We start from the raw sequence: 21,307 nt of genomic DNA, 5'->3' as shown, positions 1-21,307 counted from the left end.
CGAAGCTCGCCCGAACGGACGCCGAGAGCTTCATCCGCACGGCGGCTGCGGCATCCGCGCGATGTGGAACGATAGGGGCAAGCGCCGTCCTGAGGGCGCGGCCGATGCGCCGCACCGCCCGCGACGCGCCGCCGACCGAGAGGGGAATCGTGTCCGCATACCCGGCGTGGACGCCGGCGTCACGCCCCGGGATCATCCCGCTGCACCCGCTGTCGTTCGGCACGATCCTGGGCCGCTCGTTCTCGGCGCTGCGACAGAACCCGCGGGTGCTGCTGGGCTTTGCACTCGTCGTCCAGACGCTCGCCTACATCGTGGTGCTGGGTGGGGTGCTCGCGATCGGGTGGGCGTCGTTCTCGCGGCTCGACACGCTGCGGCCGGGCACCGAGGAGTACGACACCGTCATGGCGGGATCGATCGCGCTCACCGCCGTCGCGGGCATCGTGCTGTCACTGGCCGCGGGTGCCCTCAGCGTCATCGTGCAGGGCATCGTCGTCGTCGAGGTGACGCACGCCGCCGTGGCCGAGAAGCTCACCCTCGGCGCCCTCTGGCGCCAGGTGAAGCCCATCGCGTGGCGCCTCATCGGCTATTCGTTCCTCGTGATCCTGGCGATCATCGCGCTGGTCGCGGTCGTCGTCCTCGCGATCGTCGGCATCGCCATCGCGGCGCCGCCCGCGGCGATCGTGCTGACGATCCTCGTCATCCTCGCGTCGATCCCCCTCACGTGGTGGCTGATGATCAAGCTGCTGCTGGTGCCGGCGGCCATCATCATCGAGCACGCCACCATCGTCCAGGCGCTGTCTCGTTCGTGGAGCCTCACGCGCCGTCGCTTCTGGCCGGCGCTCGGCATCATCATCGTGATCAGCGTCATCTTCGCCGCCGTCGCGCAGGTGGTGAGCCTCCCGATGAGCTTCCTCTCGATGGGGCTGACGACGATCATCGCGCCGACGGGTGATCCCGAGCCGACGGCCATCATCGGCTTCGTCGCCGCGACCCTCCTCACGCAGGTGCTGACGCTGCTGCTGCAGTCGGTCGCCGTCGTCGTGCAGTCCACCGCGACCGCGCTCATCTACATCGACTGCCGCATGCGCCGCGAGGGGCTCGACCTCGACCTGCTCGCGTACGTGGAACGACGGGATGCCGGAGCCACCGCCCTCGCCGACCCCTATCGCGAGCACATCGGGCGCGAGATCGCGCCGCGGGGCGTTGCCGGCGCGTACCCGGTGCCGGGTTACGCACCGTACCCACCGGGGTACCCGACGCCGGGCTACCCGCCGGCGCCGGCCGGCGCCGTGTTCTCCGCGCAGGGGCAGCCGGGTTACGGCCCACCGGCGGGGTACGCACCGCAACCCGGGTACGGGGCACCGCCGGCATACGGGCCGCCGCCGGGATACAGCGCGCCCGCCCAGCCGGGGTACGCGAGGCCGGCGCAGCCGGGGTACGCGACGCCGGCGCAGCCGGGGTACGGCGCCCAGCCGCCCGCGTACGGCGCCTCGCAGCCCGGCCCCGCGGCGCCGACGCCCGCTCAGCCACCGGCGCCCGCTCAGCCACCGGCGCCCGCTCAGCCGCCGGCCGCTCCGCCCGCCGCGCACCCCGCGACTCCTCCGCCGTCGGACGAGCACTCCCCCACTCGCTGGACCGCCCCCGGCGCCGCGCCCGACGCCGCCGACCGCGAGTCGCCGTGGGCCTGACCCCCGCCGTGCCCCGCGCGCTCGCGCGCGTCTCCGACGCCGTCCCGCCGCTCACGCCGGACGGCGATGAGGCGCGGCGGTGGGCGGAGCAGGAGCTGTCGGACCCCGCCTACGACATCGCCGAGCCGACCCCGTTCGATCGCATCGCGCGCGCCGTCGGCGACTTCATCGCGTCGCTGCTGAACCCCGATCTTTCGGGCGGCTGGGGCTCGACGTTCGCCCTCGTCGCCGCCATCGTCGTCACCGTCGTCATCGTCGCGGCATTCCTGCTGTGGGGCGTGCCACGCGTGAGCCGCCGCGCAGCGCCGCGGACACCGCTGCTGTTCGGCGAGGCCGAGCACCGCTCCGCCGCCGAGCTGCGCGCGGCCGCGGCCGAGCGCGCCCGCGCGTCGGACTGGGACGCCGCGATCGTGCTGCGGTTCCGCGCGCTCGCGCGCGGCTGCCTCGAACGCGGCGTCGTCGACCCGCCGCCGGGCGCGACCGTGCACGCGTTCGCCCGCGCCGCCGGCGCGGCCTTCCCCGCGCTCGAACCCCGGCTCGAAGCCGCAGCGACCGCCTTCGACGACGTCCGCTACCTGCGCCGCCCCGGCACCGAGGAGCTCTACCGTCTCGTCGCATCCACTGACGACGCGGTCTCGTCAGCCCGCCCGGTCGCGCGCGAGGAGATCCCCGCGTGAGCACGGCGACCGTCACCCCGCCCGAGACATCGACACCGGATGCTGCGCCCCGGCGCGGCCGGCGCATCGCGGCGTGGGTCTCGATCGGACTCGCCCTGCTCGTGATCGGCGGGATCGGCGGCGCGGTGTCCGCGGCGAACCAGTGGGCCCAGCGCGATGCGCTCGACCCGGACTCGACCGGCCCCGCGGGCACCCACGCACTCGCCGAGATCCTGCGCGACCACGGCGTCGAGGTGCGGGTCGCGCGCGACCGCGCGTCGGCGACCGAGGCTCTCGGCACCGGACCCGCCACGCTCGTGCTGCCCGACGCGCCGGCGCTCTCGGACGAGGCGGTCGCCGACCTCGCCGCCGGCGCGACCGACGTCGTGCTCGTCGAGCCGCGCGCCCGCACGCTCGATCTGCTGCTCCCGGGCTCCGCGCCCGCCGGGGTCGCTCCCGACACGGCGATCGAGCCCGACTGCGACGTCGACGACGCCATCCGCGCCGGCGCCGTCGCTCCGGGCGCCCTCTACCGCGCCGACGACGGGTGCTACCCGGCCTCCGACGGATTCGGACTCCTCGTCGACGCCACCGATGGCGGCCGCGTCGCCGCGGTCGACGCCCGCCCGCTCTTCACCAACGAGCACCTCGCCGAGAACGGCAACGCCGCGCTCGCGGTGGGCCTCATGGGGCGGCATCCGCTCGTCGTCTGGTACGTGCCGAGTCCCGCCGACACCGACCTCGCCGACACGGACCCCTCCCTCGGCGATCTCACGCCGCCCTGGGTGAGCGGGGTCATCGTGCTGCTCCTCGTCGCGGGCATCGCGGCGGGCGTGTGGCGCGGCCGCCGGTTCGGTCCCCTGGTCGCGGAGCGCCTGCCGGTGACGGTGCGTGCGTCCGAGACGACGGAAGGTCGTGCGCGCCTCTACGCGCGCGCCGGCGATCCCCTGCACGCTGCGGACCGGCTCCGCATCGGCGCCCTGCGCCGCATCGCCGCCCTTCTCGGGCTTGCCGCAGGCGCCGCCGCACCCGAGATCGCCGATGCCGCCGCAGGCCGCACGGGGCTCGACCGGCGGGCGGTGCGGGGCATCCTGATCGACGACATCCCCCGCGGCGACGCCGATCTCGTCGCCCTGAGCACACGCCTGAGAGATCTCGAGGACGCCGTCCGCGCGGCCGTCCGCCCCGAAAGGAATCCCCGATGACGGACACGCCCGCCACCGCGAACAGCCCGGCTCCCGCCGCGACCGACCGCGCGCCCCTCGACGATGCCGCGCTCCGCGAGGCGATGAACCGCGTGCGCCTCGAGGTCGGCAAGGCCGTCGTCGGGCAGGACGGCACCGTGACGGGCCTCTTGATCGCGCTGCTCTCGCGGGGCCACGTGCTGCTCGAAGGCGTTCCCGGCGTCGCCAAGACCCTGCTCGTGCGGGCGTTCTCGACCGCGCTCGGCCTCGATACCAAGCGCATCCAGTTCACGCCCGACCTCATGCCCGGCGACGTGTCGGGCTCGCTCGTCTACGACGCGAAGACGGGCGAGTTCGAGTTCCGCGAGGGTCCGGTCTTCACGAACGTCGTGCTCGCCGACGAGATCAACCGCACACCGCCCAAGACGCAGGCGGCGCTGCTCGAGGCGATGGAGGAGCGCCAGGTCTCGACCGACGGCGTGACCCGACCGCTCCCCGACCCGTTCCTCGTCGCGGCGACGCAGAACCCCATCGAGCACGAGGGCACGTACACGCTCCCCGAGGCGCAGCTCGACCGGTTCCTCCTGAAGCTCATCGTCGAGGTGCCGGCGCGGGATGCCGAGCTGGCCGTGCTGCGCCGCCACGCGAGCGGATTCGACCCCCGCGACCTCGCAGGGGCCGGCCTGCGTCGCGCCGCCACTGCCGAGGAGATCCGCGCGGCGCAGCGGGCCGCAGCATCCGTCACCGTCTCGGACGACGTGCTCGGCTACGTCGTGGATCTCGCGCAGGCCACGCGCCGGAGCCCCTCGGTGCAGCTGGGGGTGAGCCCGCGCGCGGCGACCGCGCTGCTCGCGGCGTCGAAGGCGTGGGCGTGGCTCGGCGGGTATCCCGCGATCACGCCCGACCACGTGCAGACGATGCTGCTGCCGACGTGGCGCCACCGCATCCGCCTGCGCCCCGATGCGGAGCTCGAGGGTGTGTCCGTCGACGCCGTGCTGGGCTCGGTGCTGCAGCAGACCCGCGTCCCGATCTGATCCCGATGTACGTCACCGGTCGTCTGCCGCTGCTCCTCGCCGTCGGAGCGGTGCCCGTCGTGCTGCTCTCCGCGGCGGGTGTCGACGCGTGGATCGCGACCGCGGGGTGGGTACTGCTGTGCCTCGCCGCGACGCTCGGCGACGCGGCGGCGGCACCGGATCCGCGCCGGATCGCGGTGACGCGAAGGGTGCCTCGGCGCGTGCTCCTCGGGCAGCCGGCGGTCGCCGAGCTCGTGCTGCGCAACGGCGGCGAGCGCACGCTGCGCGGCCGCGTGCGCGATGCGTGGCAGCCCACAGCGGGGGCATCGGCGGAACGCACCGCGATCGCGATCCCGCCCGGCGAGGCCCGGACCATCGCCATCCCACTGCTCCCCCGTCGCCGGGGCGAACTGCGCTCGCGGTTCGTCGTCGTGCGTTCGGACGGGCCGCTCCGCCTCGCCGGACGCCAGGCGCGTCTGGACGCACTGGGCACGTTGCGCGTGCTGCCGCCTTTCACCTCCCGGCGTCACCTGCCCTCGCGGCTCGCCCGCCTGCGCGAGCTCGACGGCAACACGAGCGTGCAGGTGCGCGGCCAGGGCACTGAGTTCGACTCGCTGCGCGAGTACGTGCGCGGCGACGACGTGCGCTCGATCGATTGGCGCGCGACGGCTCGCGCGAGCACGACGATGCTGCGCACGTGGCGCCCCGAGCGCGACCGCCACGTCGTGATCGTGATCGACACCGGACGCACGGCCGCGGCACGGGTCGGCGACGGGGTGCGGATGGATGCCGCGATGGAGGCGGCACTGCTGCTCGCGGCACTCGCGACCCGGGCGGGCGACCACGTGCACCTCTTGATGTTCGACCGGACGATCCGAGCCCGCGTCACGCGAGTGGACGGACCGGGCCTGCTGCCGGCGATGGTGGATGCGATGGCGCCCGTCGAGCCGCAGCTGATCGACACCGACTGGGACGCCGCGTTCGCCCAGGTGCGCACGCTCACCTCCCGCCCCTCCCTTGTGGTGCTGCTGACGGCGCAGGACGCCGCCGAGGCGGCGCGGGGCTTCCTCGGTTCGCTTCCCGCGCTCGCCCGAGGCGCGCAGGTGCTGGTGGGCGCGGTCACCGACGAGCAGGATCCCCTCCCCGAACGCCCCGATGCGGCCGACGTGTACCGCGCGGCGGCGATCGAGCAGAGCGCCCACGACGCCGCGGTCGTCGCGGCCGCGATCGGCCGGGCTGGCGGCGAGGCGATCGCCGCGACCCCCGAAGACCTGCCGCCGCGGATCGCCGACCGCTACCTCGCGCTGAAGGCAGCCGGTCGTCTCTGACGCGCCGGTGCGCAGCATCCGTCCCCGTGAACGGGCGGGAAAGATCACCTGAAGCGGTGGAGAAACTTCCGGAGATCAGGCGTTATACGAGGACACTCCGCGCGCGGTTCCTGGGAAACCGCTGAAGATGGCGCTAGCCTCACGGCGAGGAAAGGAGTCCGCCATGTCGGATACCACCATCCCGCCCACCACGGTGAACAGGCTCGTCGCGGAGGCCCTGGGAACGTTTCTGCTCGTCTTCGGCGGTGTCGGCGCGGCACTGTTCGCGGCCAACTTCCCGGCCGGGGACGACGGCAATCCGCTCGGCATCGCGTTCGTCGGCGTCTCGCTGGCGTTCGGCCTGACCGTCGTGGCGGGCGCTTACGCGTGGGGGCCGATCTCGGGCGGCCACTTCAACCCCGCGATCACGCTCGGACTCGCCGCGGCGGGTCGCTTCGAGTGGAAGAACACGATCGGCTACATCATCGCGCAGGTGATCGGCGGCGCCCTCGGCACGACGCTCATCGTGCTGATCGGCATCTTCGGCACCGACAACTGGCTGGCCAACGCCCAGGATGGCGGCTTCGCGTCGAACGGCTACGGCACCGGCGACTTCGGGTCGCCCGGCGGCTTCGGGCTGGGTGCGGCGATCATCGCGGAGGTGCTGCTGACGGCGATCTTCGTGCTCATCATCCTCGGTGTCACGCACTCCACGCGCGGTACGGCGGCGCTGGCGCCGCTGGCGATCGGTCTCACGCTGACGCTCATCCACCTGATCTCGATCCCGATCGACAACACGTCGGTGAACCCCGCCCGCTCGATCGCGGCGGCGATCTACGGCGGCCCGGGCCCGCTGTCGCAGCTGTGGGTGTTCATCGTGTTCCCGATCGTCGGCGGCCTGCTCGCCGGCGTCCTGCACCGCGCGCTCTTCGAGCCGAAGGGCACACTGCCCCCGGTCCAGGCCGAGGCGCGCGTCAAGTAGTCCCGATCCGAACGCGAGAGCGGCCCGCCCCCTTCCGGGGACGGGCCGCTCTTCTGCGTCTCGGCGGGTGTCAGACGAGGTCGAACCGGTCGAGTTCGGTGACCTTGCCCCACGCCTTGACGAAGTCGCGCACGAACTTCTCGTTCGCGTCGTCCGAGGCGTACACCTCGGCGACGGCGCGCAGCTCCGAGTTCGACGAGAACAGCAGGTCCACGCGGGTGCCGATGCCCACCGGCGCGCCCGAGCCGTCCTTGACGCCCGCGAACGCGTGCGCGCCCCGGTCGAGCGGCTTCCACGTGGTGCCGAGGTCGAGCAGGTTCACGAAGAAGTCGTTCGTGAGCACGCCCTTGCGGTCGGTGAACACGCCGTACTCCGAGTCGTCCCAGTTCGCACCGAGGACGCGCAGACCGCCGACGAGCACCGTCAGCTCCGGCGCGCTCAGCGTGAGCAGGTTGGCGCGGTCGATGAGGTGGTGCTCCTCGGGCATGAACGCCTGCGGCCCGTAGTAGTTGCGGAATCCGTCGGTGGTCGGCTCGAGGAACGCGAACGAGGTGACGTCGGTCTGCTCCTGCGTGGCGTCGGTGCGGCCCGGGTGGAAGACCACCTCGGCGTCGACACCGGCGTCCTTCGCCGCCTTCTCGACCGCCGCATTGCCCGCGAGCACGATGAGGTCGGCCAGCGACACCTTCTTGCCGTCGGTGCGGCCGTCGTTGAACGACGCCTGGATCTGCTCGAGCTTCGCGAGCACCGTGGCGAGCTGGGCGGGCTTGTTGACCTCCCAGTCCTTCTGCGGCGCGAGGCGGATGCGGGCGCCGTTGACGCCGCCGCGCTTGTCGCTGCCGCGGAACGAGGATGCTGCCGCCCACGTGGTCTCGACGAGCTGCGACACGCTCAGCCCGGTGTCGAGGATCTGCGCCTTCAGCGCCGCCGCGTCCGCGGCGTCGATGAGGTCGTGGTCGACCGCGGGCACGCGGTCCTGCCACAGCAGCTCCTCAGCGGGGACCTCGGTGCCGAGGTAGCGCTCGATCGGACCCATGTCGCGGTGGGTCAGCTTGAACCAGGCGCGGGCGAACGCGTCGGCGAACGCCTCGGGGTCGTCCTTGAACTTCCGCGAGATCGCGTCGTACGCGGGGTCGGTGCGAAGGGCCAGGTCGCTCGTGAGCATGCGCGGCTCGCGACGGCCGTTCGAGTGCGCCATGGGCACCATGTCGGCTCCGCCGCCGTTGATCGGGCGCCACTGGTGGCCGCCGCCCGGGCTGCGCATGAGCTCCCACTCGTAGGCGTAGAGGATGTGGAAGAACTCGTTGTCCCACCGCGTCGGGTGGTAGGTCCAGGTGACCTCGAGGCCCGACGTGATGGTGTCGTCGCCGTGACCCGTGCCGTGGCTGTTCTTCCAGCCGAGGCCTTGCTCCTCGAGACCGGCGGCCTCAGGGTTGTCGCCGACGTTCGTGTCGGGCGCGGCGCCGTGCGTCTTGCCGAAGGTATGGCCACCGGCGATCAGCGCGACGGTCTCCTCGTCGTCCATCGCCATGCGGCCGAAGGTCTCGCGGATGTCGCGCGCGGACTTCAGCGGGTCGGGCTCGCCGTTCGGGCCCTCGGGGTTGACGTAGATGAGGCCCATCTGCACGGCGGCGAGCGGGCGCTCGAGGTCGCGGTCGCCCGAGTAGCGCTCGTCGGCGAGCCAGGTGGTCTCAGGCCCCCAGTAGACGTCGGCGTCCGGCTCCCACACGTCGGCGCGGCCGCCGGCGTAGCCGAAGGTCTTGAAGCCCATCGACTCGAGCGCGACGTTGCCCGCGAGGATCATGAGGTCGGCCCACGAGAGCGACTGGCCGTACTTCTTCTTGACCGGCCAGAGGAGGCGGCGCGCCTTGTCGAGGTTGACGTTGTCGGGCCAGCTGTTCAGCGGCGCGAAGCGCTGCTGGCCGGCGCCGCCACCGCCGCGGCCGTCGGTCACGCGGTAGGTGCCGGCGCTGTGCCACGCCATGCGGATCATGAGCGGGCCGTAGTTGCCGAAGTCGGCGGGCCACCAGTCCTGCGACGTCGTGAGCGTCTCGGCGATGTCGGCCTTGACCGCGGCCAGGTCGAGCGACTCGAAGGCCGCCTTGTAGTCGAAGTCCTCGCCCAGCGGATTGGCGACCGCGGGGTTCTTGGCGAGGATCTTGAGGTTCAGCTGGTTCGGCCACCACACGCTGTTGGCGTTTCCGGTGGTCGGGTGCGGCTGGCCGCCGTGGATGACGGGGCAGCCCTCGGTCTCGTTCGGACGCGGGCGGGTCTCGCCGTCCTCGCGATCGTCGACCGGCGTGTCGATCGGTGTGACCGCCTGATCGACGTCGGTCGGGTTCTCACCGATCTCGGGGATCGTCTCGTTGGTGTCGGTCATGGCTTCCTTCCAATCGGGATGGGCTGGGGAATCGGGACGGGATCAGGATGCTGCGGCCTCGGCCCGTGCGCCGGGCCCGGCGTCGACGTCGGCCGTGCACGCGGGGCACACGCCCCAGAAGGTCACCTCGGCCACCCGCACGGCGTAGCCGTGCGCATCGGAGGGCGTCAGGCACGGCGCCTCGCCGACGACGCAGTCGACGTCTTCGACGGCGCCGCACCGCGAGCAGATGAGGTGGTGATGGTTATCGGCGACGCGCAGCTCGAACAGACCGGGGCGACCGGCGGGCTCGATACGGCGCGCGAGGCCGGCGTCGACGAAGTCGCCGAGGGCGTTGTAGACGGACTGCAGGCTCGTGGCGGGGAGGGTGCTGGCGACGACGGCGAACAGCTCGTCGGCGCTCGCGTGGGGGCGTTCGATCAGCGCGTCGACGACGGCGCGCCGTGAATCGGTGACCCGCAGCCCGGCAGCACGCAATCGCGTCGCCGCGTCGACGGCGCGCGCGTCGACGTGAGTGTGCGGGGTCATACCCCGAGCCTAGCGTTGTTTTGAGTAATTCAAAACAGTGGTATGCGGCCTCGGTCCTGCGAATTCATCCGGCGACCAACGTCGGCGTGCCGGCCTCGTACTCGGTGAGGTCCCCGGTCTCCCCCAGCCGATGCGCGCGGCGCCCGACCACCAGCATGTACACGAGGAACAGCGCGAGCGCCGCCGCGCCGATGCCGATCTTGACCGGCCACGGCCACGGCTGCGCCGTCACGAAGCCCTCGATGACGCCCGAGACACCGAGCGCGATCACGAGGCCGATCGCGATCGTCGCGAGGGACCGCCCGGCCGATGCGAGAGCTTCGCCGCGTGAGCGGGGACCGGGGGCGACCCAGGCCCAGAAGATCTGCAGACCCGCCGCCCCGGCCACGAAGATGCACGTGAGCTCGAGCAGGCCGTGCGGGAGGATGTACAGCACGAACACGTCGCCGCGGTCGAACGCGGCCATGACCGCCGCCGCGGTGCCCACGCCGACGGCGTTCTGCACGAGCACCATGATCGGCCAGATGCCGGTGATCCCGAACAGCACGCATTGCGCGGCGATCCAGGCGTTGTTCGTCCACACCGTGCCGGCGAATACGGCCGCGGGATTCTCGCTGTAGTAGTCGGTGAACTGGTTCTCGGCGTACTGCTCGAGCTGCGCCCGGCTGCCGAGGCTCGCGATCAGCGCAGGGTCGCCCGACACCCACAGCGCGACGACGACCATCACGATGACGAAGCCGATCGCGATCGCGAGCGTCGTCCACCGCACCCGGTAGAGCGCCGCCGGGAGCTGCAGCGCGAAGAAGCGCGGGATCTGGCGCATCACGTTCTCGGGTGCACCCGTCAGCCGCAGCCGGGCCCGACCCAGCATGGTCGAGATGTGATCGCCTTGGATGCTGCGACCCGCGGACGTCTTCGCGTCCGCCAGGTCGGCGGAGGCCGCGCGATACCGCGTGACGAGCTCGTCCACCTCGGCGCCCGAGAGGCGGCGGGCGCGGCTGAGCTCGTCGAGCCGCGCCCATTCCTCGCGCCGAGCGGCGGTCAGCGCGTCGAGGTCCATGCGCTTTACTGTAGCCATGAGCGCTCCGAACGCTGCCCCGACCACGAGCGGTACGCGCCCCGCGATCGTCGACATCCACCAGGACGAGGTGCTCACCGGCGAGGCCGTCGCGCTGGATGTGCAGCCGCTCGGGTTCTTCATGCGCGCGCTCGGGGTGATCATCGACATGATCCTCGGCGTCGTGGTCTTCCTGCTGCTGGTGTGGGGCATCACCTGGCTCGCCGGGATCGGCGCCGTCGACGAGGCGGTGATGCCCATCCTCACGATCGTGCTGCTCGTGCTCGTCATGGTCGCGATCCCGACCATCGTCGAGACCACCACCCGCGGGCGCAGCCTCGGCAAGCTCGCCGTGGGCGGGCGCATCGTGCGCACCGACGGCGGCGCCTCGGGCTTCCGGCACGCGTTCATCCGCGCCCTCGTCGGCGTCTTCGAGCTGTGGTTCACGCTCGGCGCTGTCGCCGCGCTCGTCGGCGCCTTCACGCCCCGGTCGCAGCGCCTCGGCGACCTGCTCGCCGGCACCTACTCCGAGCGCACGCGCACGCCGCGCCTGCCCGACCCGCAGCTCGGCATCCCGCCGGTGCTGGTCGAGTGGGCGGCCGTCGCCGACGTCGCACGACTTCCCGAGCGTCTCTCGCGGCGTCTGGCACAGTTCGCCCGGTCCGCGGCCAGCATGGAGCCGACCGCACGCGCGCGGGTCGCGGCATCCCTCGCCCGCGAAGCCGCCGAGCACGTCTCACCGGTGCCGTCCGTCGACACCGAGACCTTCCTCATCGGGGTCGTCGCCGTGCGCCGCGAGCGCGAGCTGCGGGCCCTGCGCCTCGAGACCGCGCGCGCCGATGCGCTGGCGGGACCGGTGTCGGCCCCGCCGCGCGGCTTTCCCGAGCGCTGACTCCCCTGGTTCGAGAGATGGGGGCGCGCAGACGACGAGCGAGCGGATGCCGCGGCCGTCAGTAGCGGTAGTGCTCCAGCTTGTACGGGCCCTCGACCGGCACGCCGATGTACGACGCCTGCTCGGGGGTGAGCTCCGTGAGCTGCACGCCGAGGGCGTCGAGGTGCAGACGCGCGACCTTCTCGTCGAGGTGCTTCGGGAGCACGTACACGGCGGTGGGGTACTCGTCACGCTTCGTGAACAGCTCGATCTGGGCGAGCACCTGGTTCGTGAACGACGCGCTCATGACGAACGACGGGTGACCCGTCGCGTTGCCCAGGTTGAGGAGGCGACCCTCGCTCAGCACGAGCACGCTGCGCCCGGTCGGCAGGCGCCACTCGTGCACCTGGGGCTTGATCTCGATCTTCTCGACGCCGGCGAGGGACTCGAGACCCGCCATGTCGATCTCGTTGTCGAAGTGCCCGACGTTGCCGACGATCGCGAGGTGCTTGAGCTTCAGCAGGTCGTCGACGGTCACGACGTCCTTGTTGCCGGTGCCCGTGATGACGATGTCGACCTGGTCGGCGACGTCGTCGAGACGCGCGACCTGGTAGCCGTCCATCGCGGCCTGCAGCGCACAGATGGGGTCGACCTCGCTCACAATGACGCGTGCGCCCTGACCGCGCAGCGCCTCGGCGGCGCCCTTGCCCACATCGCCGTAGCCGCACACGAACGCGACCTTGCCACCCATCAGCACGTCGGTGGCGCGGTTGATGCCGTCCGGCAGCGAGTGGCGGATGCCGTACTTGTTGTCGAACTTCGACTTCGTCACCGAGTCGTTGACGTTGATCGCGGGAAACAGCAGATCGCCGGATGCTGCGAGCTCATAGAGGCGGTGGACGCCCGTGGTGGTCTCCTCCGTGACGCCGAGGAGGCCCTCCGCCATGCGCGTGAAGCGCTGCGGGTCGCGTGCGAGGCTCGCGCGCAGGGTGTCGAGGACGATGCGGTACTCGGCGGAGTCGTCGGCCGCAGCATCCGGAACCGAACCCTCCTTCTCGAACTCGACGCCCTTGTGGACGAGAACGGTCGCGTCGCCGCCGTCGTCGAGGATCATGTTGGGGCCGTCGAAGCCCTCGGCGGTCCAGTCGAAGATGCGGTCGGCGAGGCGCCAGTACTCCTCGAGCGTCTCGCCCTTCCACGCGAAGACCGGGACGCCCGCGGGAGCGTCGACCGTGCCCGTCGGGCCGACCACGACGGCCGCGGCGGCTTCGTCCTGCGTGGAGAAGATGTTGCAGCTCGCCCAGCGCACCTGCGCGCCGAGGGCGACGAGGGTCTCGATGAGCACCGCGGTCTGCACCGTCATGTGCAGCGACCCGGCGATGCGTGCGCCCTTCAGCGGCTGCGACGCGCCGAACTCCTCGCGCAGCGCCATGAGCCCCGGCATCTCGTTCTCGGCGAGGCGCAGCTGATGGCGTCCGGCTTCGGCGAGCGAGAGGTCGGCGACCTCGTACTCGAAGCCCTCGCGGGACTCGATGACCTCGGTGGCAGCAGGCGTGGCGACGGGCGTGTGGGTCGGCATCCGCCCATTCTCCCACGCGGACCCAAGCCCGCAGCTTCTCCCGCACGTATGCTGGCAGGACCTTGAGCGACGGAGCACAGCGTTGACCACTCCTATGACATCACAACGAGCACCGGTGATGGATCAGCGCGCTTTCTGGTTGCGGCCGACCTCGTACTGGCTGCCGGTCCATTTCCCGGTGAGTGCGTGGAACACGCACGCACCCTTCGCTGCGTGGCTCATCGACGTCCTGCGTCCGGCGTCGGTCGTGGAACTCGGGACGCACATGGGGTTCTCATGCTTCGCCTTCGCGGAGGCCGCCGCGCGTCTTGGCCACCCGATGGTCATCAGCGCGCTCGACAGCTGGCAGGGCGATGACCACGCGGGGTTCTACGGCGAGGATGTTCTGGAGGGGGTTCGCGCAATCGCCGAGCGCGACTATCCGGACTCGGTCAGACTGGTCCGCGGATGGTTCAGCGAATCCCGGCCCATCTTCGAAGACGCGTCTGTCGACCTCCTACACATCGACGGACGCCATGGCTACGAAGACTCGGTTGAGGACTATGAGGAGTGGCGCAGCGTCGTGCGCGATGGTGGCCTCATCCTCTTTCACGACATCGCCGAACGGGAGCGCGGCTTCGGTGTCTGGCGACTTTGGAATCAACTTCAGCGCGTGAATCCGAGCTTCACGTTCCACCATGGCCACGGCCTCGGTGTGCTCGCCGTCGGCGAGGTAAGGACGGACGCACTTCGCAAGCTCTTCGATGCAGACGAAACCACCGCGGAGCGCATTCGGAGCGACTTCGAGCGTCTGGGCGCGGAAGCTGAGGAGCGGAGCCAGGCTGCGTCGCTGGCAGAACAGCTACGCCAATCGCGCCTTCACGCGACGCAGCTTGAAGGCGAGCTGGAGCGGCGGATACAGATCGCGGAAGCACTCCGCGGCGTTATCGGCGAGCGGGACAGACAGATTCACGACCTGGAGTCCAGCACGAGTTGGCGCGTGACCGCGCCGCTGCGGGCGGTGGGCCGGGCACTGCCCCACCGCGATTGACCGGATCGGCGCCAGGTCAGGCGCGGAGCGTCTCGTGCCTCACGACGACCCAACCTTTGGGCACCGAGAGGCGGTCGGTGTGGATCCCGCAGAGGTCGTGGGCGTGCGGGTCGCCGGCGGCTCCGAGCGGGCCGAGGGCCGCCATCTGGTCGCCGTAGTCGTAGGTGAGCGTGGACACCGCCTCACGGGCGCATCCGACCTTGGAGCAGACTCTCTCGCGCATCGGGAAGACGCTATCGCGCACCGTGGACACCGGGACGGATGCCGCGCCGCAGCGTGCGTGGCGATGCTCGAGTCCGCGCCTCCCGCCGAGACCTAGGATGGGGGCATGGCGTGGCGTCGGAGCAAGACCAGCGAGCGCACGGCGCGGCGCGCGTCCCGTCACGGACGCCACGGACGCGAGGGGCGCAGCTCCGTCGTCCGTCCGCCGCTGCCCCCGCTCGACACCCGCGTCGATCGGTTCGACCTGTCGGTCGGCACCGCGGCCGAGTTCCTGCGGTCGGCGTGGCCGGAGCTGCGCGACGTCCGCTTCGAGGTCGCCGACATGCCCGCCGCCACTGACGACGACGGCATCCCCCGGTGGACGGTGCTGCCCGACGCGGGCCGCATCATCCTGTACCGCCTGCCGATCGAGCGCCTCAGTCACATGCATCGCGACGACGAGCTGCACCGGCGCATGCTGGTCGAGGGCGCCGTCTTCCGCGCAGCCGCCGAATACCTCGACCGCGACCCGTGGGATCTCGGACCGGAGCGCTTCCGGTACTTCTGACCCCCGGCACGCGTCAGGGGTAGACGACGATCTCGGGCGTCGCGACGTCGGCCGGCCACACCGGCACGCCGGCGAGCGCACCGTCGCCCGCGAACGACAGCCCGGCGCGCACCGGCGCCTGCGGATCGAACAGGTACATCGTGCGCGTCGCCAGGCGCACCGCGACCGACCCGTTCGCCGGAACCGTCAGGTTGAGCGCCGAGCCGCCGTCTGTCGGGGTGACGTCGACCGTCACGGGCTCGCCGGACGGATTCACGAGCGTCAGCGAGGGCGTCGGCCCACCGGGCGTCGCGAACAGGGACGGCACCGTCACCTCCGGCGCCGGCGTGTACCAGGCGAAGTCGTCACCCGCCGAGACGCCCGTCGCCTGCCATACCGCCGCGACCACGGGGGCGTCCGCCTCGACCGTCACGGTGTAGGCGCCGGGCGGGAGGCCGTTCAGGGCGAGCTCGAGCGGCTTGCCCGCCTCGAGGGACACTTCCTGCGGTTCCCCGATTGCCTGCGTGCGGCCGGCGGAGTTGACGGACACGCGAGCGGTGGCCGCAAGCGTGGGCGACAGCATCCGCAGCACCGTCGTCTCGTCGGCCGCTCCGTCGGCGTCGGCCTGTCGCGTGACCGTGATGCCGGTGATGACCTGCGTGTTCTCGGTGCTGGCGATCGGGCCGACCTGATCGACGCCGGCGGGGGTCAGTGTGCGGGTGATGCTCGCCTGGAGCGATGCGTGGATCGGCGCGCCGATCGCCGACACTCGGACGACCGGGGTCTCCTCACCCAGCGCGAGACCCGCGAGGGGGACGACGCGCTGCGTGCCGGGCGCGATCACGAGTCCGTCCCCGCCGGGCGGAGTCTCCGGGCCGTCCACGCCGTAGACGGTCAGCTGCACGGTGGCGGGGACGGTGCCCGGGTTGGCGAGCAGCACCAGATCGGCGGCGCCGGTCGCTCCCGATCCGCCCACGAGCCACGAGTCGAGGAGGGGTGGGCGGCAGGCGGAGGCCGCGAAGCCCGCGAGGTCGTCGGCGTTCGCCGTCGCGGCACCCGTCGCGGCGATGTCGACCGCCTGGTCGTCGCGCGGCTCGGCGGTGTACGCGAGCGGGCCGGCTCCGACGCCCGTCGTCAGCAGCTGCTGCTGCGCGGCTCCTTCGCCGTCGGCGGTGCCTCCGATGACCGACTGCGGCGCGGCGAGGGTCACCGTCGACGCCGCGGTGGGAGTGCGCCCGATCGACAGCAGTCCGCCGTCGCAGGCGATCACGGATGCGGCGGGGGCCGGGGTCGCGGGGATGCTCAGCGGCTGGCGTACGAGCGTGGGCCACGGCACGGACACCGCGGTGACGACCGCGATCACCGCCAGGACCGACACGGCCGTGCCGATCAGCAGGCGGGCGCTCGTCGTCGCCCAGCGGAACACTCGCCGGTCGCTCATCGGCCCTCCTGCCAGTAGGGTCCCACGACGCGCGGCGTGCGCCGGGCCTCGCGGATCGAGGCGGCGGTCGGCACGGCGAGCAGCAGCGCGATGCCGAAGATCGCGAGCTGCCCGAACGCGATCCAGCGGCCGACCACCGAGGCGGATGCCGCCTCCTCCGGCCGCGGGGCGATCTGGTCCACGACGCGCCACAGCTCACCCTTGGCGGTGTCGCCGACCACGACGAGCGTGTCGCGCTGACCGAGCGCGGTCACTGCGGAGAGCCGCATCGTCCGCGCGGCATCCGTCTCGGGTTCCGTGCTCGGCGCGAGCAGGATGAAGCCGACGCCCCGCTCGGCGAGCTGTCCCACGACGTCCTGCGAGGACGGAGTGACCAGGTCGGCGGCGAGCTCGGCGAGCTCGTCATCCTGCGGCGTCGACGTGGTGCGCGTCGACAGCAGCGTGGTCTGTCCGCCGAGCGTCTCACTGGCGCCCCACACCACTTGGGCCGCGACGCCCGCGTCCGCCTGGGGTGTGAGCACGATCGTCCCGACGTCGGGATCCTCGCGGCCTTCCGCGGCGACGAAGGCGGGAAGCGTGCTGGCCGGACCGTCCGCGATGGTCGCCGTGCCGCGGGTGAACGCAGTGAGGGAGGGAACCGCGAGCGTCGCCGCGGCCACGAAGACGAGAGTCGCCGCGATCCCCCGCACGAGGGCCACTCGGGGAGCGAGGCCCGCGTCGAGCGCCACGAGCGCCCCGCCGACGCCGCCGAGCCAGGCAAGGCTCAACCCGGTGCCCGGCCAGAGGGGCACGGTGGCGGACTGCACGAACGCGACCGAGATCCCCACCGCGGCGAACGCCGTGCCGAGTCCGAGGGCGGTGATCACGAGCAGCGCGATGCCCGCCGCCCAGCGCTGCGTGAGCGGTGCGGCGAGGGCGAGGAGTGCCAGCGGCACGCTCAGAAGCGGCACCCACCACGTCGGCCCGTCGGGCAGAAGTGCCGCCCAGCCCGCGAGGTCGGGGGTCGGGATCCCGGCGGCCAGCAGTGCGCGCCCGGCGGCGTCAGCCGCCACCTGGGGTCCTGCCCACGGGACGCCAGGGTCGGCGACCAGGCTCCACGCCTGACCGTTCGCGAGCGCGTTCCATACGAGTGGCAGCGCCAATGCGGCCGAAGGGACGAGCGTCCAGATCAGACGGGCGACGCCCCGGCCTGCGCGCAGGATGAGGGCGATCAGCATCGCGCCGACCCACACCACGACCATCGCAGGTGCGAGCGAAGGTGCGGTGGCGAGCACGCCGGCCAGGAGGATCGATGCCGCACCGGCACCCGCCCACGAGCGATGCGCGACGGCGCCGGCGTAGAAGAGCCACGGCAGCAGCAGGTGCAGGATCACGCCGGTCGGGCGCCCCTGCGTCAGTGCGACGAGGAGGGTCGGCGACAGCGCCCAGAGCGCCCCGCCCAGGAGGCGGAGGCCGGCCCGCTCGGTCACCCGCGTCGCGGCGAACCATCCGCCGAGCGCGGCGAGCGGCAGCGCCAGCACCCAGAGCAGCACCAGCGCGCGGGACGGCGCCCACGCCCAGAGGGAACCGAGCACGGCGATCACGGCCGCGAACGGATCGGCGGGGCCGATCGTGTCGAGGCCGAGCGCGCGCTGGCCGAACATGGCGTCATCCCAGAGCTGTGCCACGGTGGTCGCGAGCGGCTGCAGCGCTCCCCCGCCGAGCACCGGCCAGGCCAGCAGCGCCGGGAACGCGGCGACCGACACGACGATCGCCGCGAGGACGAGCCACGCCCCGCCGCCGGCGAAGAACCTCAGGTCGCTGCGGCGGTGGCCGCCGAGGGCGACTTCGGGGTCGTCGTCGAGCCTTTCGAGCAGCTCGCTCCGCGTCGTGCGCAGCGGCGCGATCTGGGCCCACGAAACCGTTCGGGCGTGCACGAGGCGGCGCCGCGCCCGCCACACCGGCACGAGACGCACGAGGGCGACGGCCGCCGCGCCCCACTCCGGGGCGATGCGTCCGGGCTGTTTGCGGACGAGATCCACGACCGAGCGCCACAGCGCGAGGGGGAGGATCGTGAGCCAGTGCAGGAACGCGACGACGGCCGGTGCGTACACCAGCCGTCGGTGCAGCTGCGCGACGCGCTCGGCGTAGGCGGCGCGGCGTCGGCGCTGCGGAGTGAGCGGCGTGGGGAGGCCCGCGACGCCGTCGCCCGCGGTCGCGACCAGAGCGCTGGGCACGAGCGAGACGCGCCCACCCGCGAGGCGAGCCCGCACGCCGAGATCCAGTCCCTCGTCGGCCCCTGACAGTCCCCGATCGAGGCCGCCGAGCCGATTCCAGGCGTCGGCACGGACCAGGATGCCGCGGACGTCCGCGCCGAGCACATCCTCCCGTGCATCGTGCTGACCCTGATCGAGCTCGTCGTCGGCGAGGCCGACCGTGCGGCCGAACCGCGTCATCCCGGCGCCGAGCGACACGATCTCGGTGCGGTCGTCCCAGCGCACGAGCTTGGGTGCGACGAAGGCCACCGACGGCGACCGCTCGAGGGCGCCGACGAGGCGCGCGAGGGCGTCGGGCTCCGGTGCGGTGTCCTGCGCCAGGAGCCACACGGCGTCACCGTCGAGACGCGGCGCGACGAGAGCAGTCGCCGCCGCGTAGCCCATCGACGCCGAGGCCCGGAAGACGAACTCGGCGCCTGCAGCATCCGTGATCTCGAAGAGATGCTCGTCGCCTCCGCACACCACGATCGTGAGGATGTCGGCGGGGCGCGTCTGCTCGCGGAGCGCCGCCAGCGTGCGCTTCAGATGGAATGCCGCCGGGGTACGACCATCGGGACGAACCACCAGGATGGCGTGGACGCGGTTCGAGGTGACGGTGTTCGACGTGGCGGTGGGCATGTCCTGGTCAGCCTAGGTCGCGCTCGAAGGTCACGCCGGGCGCACGCGCCGGGTCGGCCGGATCGAACCGGCCGACCGGCGTGCGCGTCAGCCCGCTCGGCGCTTCAGCTTGCGACGCTCGCGCTCGCTGAGACCGCCCCAGATGCCGAACCGCTCGTCGTTCTGCAGCGCATAGTCGAGGCATTCGCCTCGCACGTCGCACGACGTGCAGATGCGCTTCGCATCACGCGTGGAGCCGCCCTTCTCGGGGAAGAACGCCTCCGGATCGGTCTGCGCACACAGTGCGTCGGTCTGCCATGCGAGCGGATTGTCTTCTTCCGCAGCGATGTTGCGGCGTACCCCCGGAACCCCCAGTTGAACCGGATCGACGAACCAGTCGTCGGGAACGCCGGAACGGAATTGCGAAACCGTCATGTCGTTCTCACCCCCCGTGATCCTGCTCCACGCTGGTGCGTGTTGTACGGCTAATTACACCCGTGTAGTTCGGCGAGGTCAAGTCGCAGATAGTAAATGCTCAACTGGTTCTTGAACCTTCACGACGCGCCGACGGCGTGTCGCTCTGTCATAACGGTCCGATGAGAAACCCATGAGACCGACGGGTCAGCGGCCGGGCAGTGCGACGAAGAGCTCGCCGGAGCCCGACACGCGCAGGCCCCCTTCGTTCGGCGTGACGAGCACGGCGGCGCCGGGGGCGAGCACCGCGGCGTCGTCACTGGCGAGCCCCGCCACCGCCGGGGACCCCGCTGTCGCGACGGCGATCGCCGGCCCTTCGAGCGCGACGTCGACACCCTCCCCGCTCGGCGACACGGCGAGCAGCGCGAAGTCGGCGACCGGGACGTCGTACCGGCGCACCCCCGCCGCGACCTCCCGGGGCCGGATCACGGGCGGAAGGCCCGGCGTCGCGTCGAGCACGCTCACCAGCTCCGCCGGGTCGACGTGCTTGGGCGTGAGGCCACCGCGCAGGACGTTGTCGCTCGCCGCCATCAGCTCCACACCGAGACCCTCGAGGTACGCGTGCAGCACACCGGCCGGAACGAAGAGCCCCTCTCCCCGGTGAAGGGTCACGAGGTTCATGAGCAGCGCGACGACGATTCCGGGATCGCCCGGGAACGCGGCATCCAGCGTGCGCGCGAGCGCGAGCTCGGCGGCGAACTCATCGGAGGACGCCGAGACGGCGGCCGCGATCACGTCGCGTGCGGCGTCCGCCCCGTCCGACAGCAGCCAGCCGATGACGGCCGCGAGCGCAGCATCCGTCCCCTCCAGACGCTCGGCGAGAGGGGCCGCACCCGGCCCGAGCGCGGCGATGAGGCGACGCGTGGCGTCGAGGTCGCGGAGGCCGGCGAGCGCGCGGAACTCGTCGCTCAACGCGACGATGAGCTCGGGCTTGTGGTTCGCGTCGCGATAGGTGCGGTCGGCGGCGTCGCGCGGGATGCCGGCGGCCTCCTCGCGCGCGAAGCCCGCCTCTGCCTGAGCCTTCGACGGGTGCGCCTGGATGGACAGAGCGGATGCTGCGGCCAGCAGCTTGAGCAGATACGGCAGCGGTTCGTCGACACCCGACGCCGCACCGTCGTCGGCGATCCAGCGGTCGAGCGTGCGGCCGTCGGCCGTCTCGGACGGATCGCCGGGGTGGTCGCCGAACCACACCTCCGCCTCGGGGCGACTGGACGCCTCGCGCCCCTCGAGTTCGGCGAGCAGGGAGGTCGAGCCCCAGGCGTAGTCACGGGGGTCGTTCGCGAGCGGGATCAGCACCCGATCAGCCTAGCCAGGCGGGGCAGACGCACCTCGCCGATCCCATTCGTTGAGCGAGCGAAGCGAGTCGAAACGCGAACCGTCGCTCCCGCTCGTTGAGCGAGCGAAGCGAGTCGAAACGCCCCGAGCCTCGAGCAGCCCCGATCCCGCTCGTTGAGCGAGCGAAGCGAGTCGAAACCCCCGCCGTCCCCCGCTCGTTGAGCGAGCGAAGCGAGTCGAAA

General features: G+C 72.2%; 18 protein-coding genes. 9 read left to right on the top strand and 9 right to left on the bottom strand.

The genetic code is table 11. The annotated features are described in order from the left end of the window. Positions 1-104 precede the first annotated feature (104 nt). From ACEYYH_RS06690 to aqpZ, 6 genes are all read left to right on the top strand, one after another. Positions 105-1,688, top strand: coding sequence for a glycerophosphoryl diester phosphodiesterase membrane domain-containing protein (locus ACEYYH_RS06690; RefSeq protein WP_374977469.1), 1,584 nt, complete (start codon positions 105-107; stop codon positions 1,686-1,688). Next, a complete protein-coding gene (locus ACEYYH_RS06685; RefSeq protein ID WP_374977468.1) occupies positions 1,679-2,365 on the top strand; it encodes a DUF4129 domain-containing protein in 687 nt (228 codons plus the stop codon). The genes ACEYYH_RS06690 and ACEYYH_RS06685 overlap by 10 nt, the downstream gene beginning before the upstream one ends. Then, positions 2,362-3,549, top strand: coding sequence for a DUF4350 domain-containing protein (locus ACEYYH_RS06680; RefSeq protein ID WP_374977467.1), 1,188 nt, complete (start codon positions 2,362-2,364; stop codon positions 3,547-3,549). Before ACEYYH_RS06685 ends, ACEYYH_RS06680 begins: the two co-directional genes overlap by 4 nt. Continuing rightward, the gene (locus ACEYYH_RS06675) at positions 3,546-4,562 is read left to right on the top strand and encodes an AAA family ATPase (protein WP_374977466.1); all 1,017 of its coding nucleotides are present in this window, start codon (positions 3,546-3,548) and stop codon (positions 4,560-4,562) included. The genes ACEYYH_RS06680 and ACEYYH_RS06675 overlap by 4 nt, the downstream gene beginning before the upstream one ends. Before the next feature lie 5 nt (positions 4,563-4,567). Further along, positions 4,568-5,869: a DUF58 domain-containing protein gene (locus tag ACEYYH_RS06670; protein ID WP_374977465.1), complete on the top strand. Its 1,302-nt coding sequence runs from the start codon at positions 4,568-4,570 to the stop codon at positions 5,867-5,869. Between the two features lie 163 nt (positions 5,870-6,032). After that, the gene (gene aqpZ, locus ACEYYH_RS06665) at positions 6,033-6,830 is read left to right on the top strand and encodes an aquaporin Z (protein WP_374977464.1); all 798 of its coding nucleotides are present in this window, start codon (positions 6,033-6,035) and stop codon (positions 6,828-6,830) included. A gap of 70 nt (positions 6,831-6,900) precedes the next feature. Here the strand turns inward: aqpZ and katG are convergent, their stop codons facing one another. The 3 genes from katG to ACEYYH_RS06650 form a co-directional block, all read right to left on the bottom strand. Next, positions 6,901-9,210 carry a catalase/peroxidase HPI gene (gene katG, locus ACEYYH_RS06660; protein WP_374977463.1) on the bottom strand — a complete coding sequence of 770 codons (2,310 nt, stop codon included), beginning with the start codon at positions 9,208-9,210 and terminating at the stop codon, positions 6,901-6,903. Between the two features lie 42 nt (positions 9,211-9,252). Further along, positions 9,253-9,738 (bottom strand): Fur family transcriptional regulator, encoded by a 486-nt coding sequence (locus tag ACEYYH_RS06655; protein WP_374977462.1) that lies wholly within the window; start codon positions 9,736-9,738, stop codon positions 9,253-9,255. Positions 9,739-9,802: 64 nt separating this feature from the next. Next, on the bottom strand, positions 9,803-10,798 hold the full coding sequence (locus ACEYYH_RS06650) for a stage II sporulation protein M (RefSeq protein ID WP_374977461.1): 996 nt from the start codon (positions 10,796-10,798) through the stop codon (positions 9,803-9,805). A gap of 16 nt (positions 10,799-10,814) precedes the next feature. On the opposite strand from ACEYYH_RS06650, the gene ACEYYH_RS06645 reads away from it, so the two are divergent. Continuing rightward, complete coding sequence (locus ACEYYH_RS06645) at positions 10,815-11,687, top strand: RDD family protein (RefSeq protein WP_374977460.1); 873 nt, start codon at positions 10,815-10,817, stop codon at positions 11,685-11,687. A 58-nt stretch (positions 11,688-11,745) separates the two neighbouring features. Here ACEYYH_RS06645 and ahcY read toward each other — a convergent pair whose 3' ends face one another. After that, positions 11,746-13,245 carry an adenosylhomocysteinase gene (gene ahcY / locus ACEYYH_RS06640; RefSeq protein ID WP_374977459.1) on the bottom strand — a complete coding sequence of 500 codons (1,500 nt, stop codon included), beginning with the start codon at positions 13,243-13,245 and terminating at the stop codon, positions 11,746-11,748. Between the two features lie 118 nt (positions 13,246-13,363). Here ahcY and ACEYYH_RS06635 point away from each other — a divergent pair, with 118 nt between their 5' ends. Then, positions 13,364-14,275 carry a class I SAM-dependent methyltransferase gene (locus ACEYYH_RS06635; protein ID WP_374977458.1) on the top strand — a complete coding sequence of 304 codons (912 nt, stop codon included), beginning with the start codon at positions 13,364-13,366 and terminating at the stop codon, positions 14,273-14,275. Positions 14,276-14,291: 16 nt separating this feature from the next. Here ACEYYH_RS06635 and ACEYYH_RS06630 read toward each other — a convergent pair whose 3' ends face one another. Next, positions 14,292-14,498: a DUF3499 family protein gene (locus ACEYYH_RS06630; RefSeq protein ID WP_374977457.1), complete on the bottom strand. Its 207-nt coding sequence runs from the start codon at positions 14,496-14,498 to the stop codon at positions 14,292-14,294. Between the two features lie 105 nt (positions 14,499-14,603). Between ACEYYH_RS06630 and ACEYYH_RS06625 the strand changes: the two genes are divergently transcribed. Beyond that, the gene (locus tag ACEYYH_RS06625; protein WP_374977456.1) at positions 14,604-15,044 is read left to right on the top strand and encodes a metallopeptidase family protein; all 441 of its coding nucleotides are present in this window, start codon (positions 14,604-14,606) and stop codon (positions 15,042-15,044) included. 13 nt (positions 15,045-15,057) lie between these two features. On the opposite strand, the gene ACEYYH_RS06620 is transcribed toward ACEYYH_RS06625, so the two are convergent. The 4 genes from ACEYYH_RS06620 to manA form a co-directional block, all read right to left on the bottom strand. Further along, on the bottom strand, positions 15,058-16,464 hold the full coding sequence (locus tag ACEYYH_RS06620; protein WP_374977455.1) for a DUF5719 family protein: 1,407 nt from the start codon (positions 16,462-16,464) through the stop codon (positions 15,058-15,060). Next, positions 16,461-19,337: a glycosyltransferase gene (locus tag ACEYYH_RS06615; protein ID WP_374977454.1), complete on the bottom strand. Its 2,877-nt coding sequence runs from the start codon at positions 19,335-19,337 to the stop codon at positions 16,461-16,463. Before ACEYYH_RS06615 ends, ACEYYH_RS06620 begins: the two co-directional genes overlap by 4 nt. Before the next feature lie 87 nt (positions 19,338-19,424). Continuing rightward, complete coding sequence (locus ACEYYH_RS06610) at positions 19,425-19,751, bottom strand: WhiB family transcriptional regulator (protein ID WP_374977453.1); 327 nt, start codon at positions 19,749-19,751, stop codon at positions 19,425-19,427. Positions 19,752-19,937: 186 nt separating this feature from the next. Next, positions 19,938-21,086, bottom strand: a complete 1,149-nt coding sequence (gene manA / locus ACEYYH_RS06605) for a mannose-6-phosphate isomerase, class I (RefSeq protein ID WP_374977452.1) — start codon at positions 21,084-21,086, stop codon at positions 19,938-19,940. Between the last annotated feature and the right edge of the window lie 221 nt (positions 21,087-21,307).

This window comes from Microbacterium trichothecenolyticum, from assembly GCF_041938625.1.
In the GTDB taxonomy this organism is placed as follows: Bacteria; Actinomycetota; Actinomycetes; order Actinomycetales; family Microbacteriaceae; genus Microbacterium; species Microbacterium trichothecenolyticum_D.
This window is presented reverse-complemented; position numbering and strand designations above follow the sequence as displayed.

Excerpts from the sequence above, each read along its gene's own strand:
- ACEYYH_RS06690 (WP_374977469.1), top strand. The coding sequence starts at position 105 with ATGCGCCGCACCGCCCGCGACGCGCCGCCGACCGAGAGGGGAATCGTG.
- ACEYYH_RS06675 (WP_374977466.1), top strand. The coding sequence starts at position 3,546 with ATGACGGACACGCCCGCCACCGCGAACAGCCCGGCTCCCGCCGCGACC.
- ACEYYH_RS06670 (WP_374977465.1), top strand. The coding sequence starts at position 4,568 with ATGTACGTCACCGGTCGTCTGCCGCTGCTCCTCGCCGTCGGAGCGGTG.
- aqpZ (WP_374977464.1), top strand. The coding sequence starts at position 6,033 with ATGTCGGATACCACCATCCCGCCCACCACGGTGAACAGGCTCGTCGCG.
- katG (WP_374977463.1), bottom strand. The coding sequence starts at position 9,210 with ATGACCGACACCAACGAGACGATCCCCGAGATCGGTGAGAACCCGACC.
- ACEYYH_RS06655 (WP_374977462.1), bottom strand. The coding sequence starts at position 9,738 with ATGACCCCGCACACTCACGTCGACGCGCGCGCCGTCGACGCGGCGACG.
- ACEYYH_RS06650 (WP_374977461.1), bottom strand. The coding sequence starts at position 10,798 with ATGGACCTCGACGCGCTGACCGCCGCTCGGCGCGAGGAATGGGCGCGG.
- ACEYYH_RS06645 (WP_374977460.1), top strand. The coding sequence starts at position 10,815 with ATGAGCGCTCCGAACGCTGCCCCGACCACGAGCGGTACGCGCCCCGCG.
- ahcY (WP_374977459.1), bottom strand. The coding sequence starts at position 13,245 with ATGCCGACCCACACGCCCGTCGCCACGCCTGCTGCCACCGAGGTCATC.
- ACEYYH_RS06635 (WP_374977458.1), top strand. The coding sequence starts at position 13,364 with ATGGATCAGCGCGCTTTCTGGTTGCGGCCGACCTCGTACTGGCTGCCG.
- ACEYYH_RS06630 (WP_374977457.1), bottom strand. The coding sequence starts at position 14,498 with ATGCGCGAGAGAGTCTGCTCCAAGGTCGGATGCGCCCGTGAGGCGGTG.
- ACEYYH_RS06625 (WP_374977456.1), top strand. The coding sequence starts at position 14,604 with ATGGCGTGGCGTCGGAGCAAGACCAGCGAGCGCACGGCGCGGCGCGCG.
- ACEYYH_RS06620 (WP_374977455.1), bottom strand. The coding sequence starts at position 16,464 with ATGAGCGACCGGCGAGTGTTCCGCTGGGCGACGACGAGCGCCCGCCTG.
- ACEYYH_RS06615 (WP_374977454.1), bottom strand. The coding sequence starts at position 19,337 with ATGCCCACCGCCACGTCGAACACCGTCACCTCGAACCGCGTCCACGCC.
- ACEYYH_RS06610 (WP_374977453.1), bottom strand. The coding sequence starts at position 19,751 with ATGACGGTTTCGCAATTCCGTTCCGGCGTTCCCGACGACTGGTTCGTC.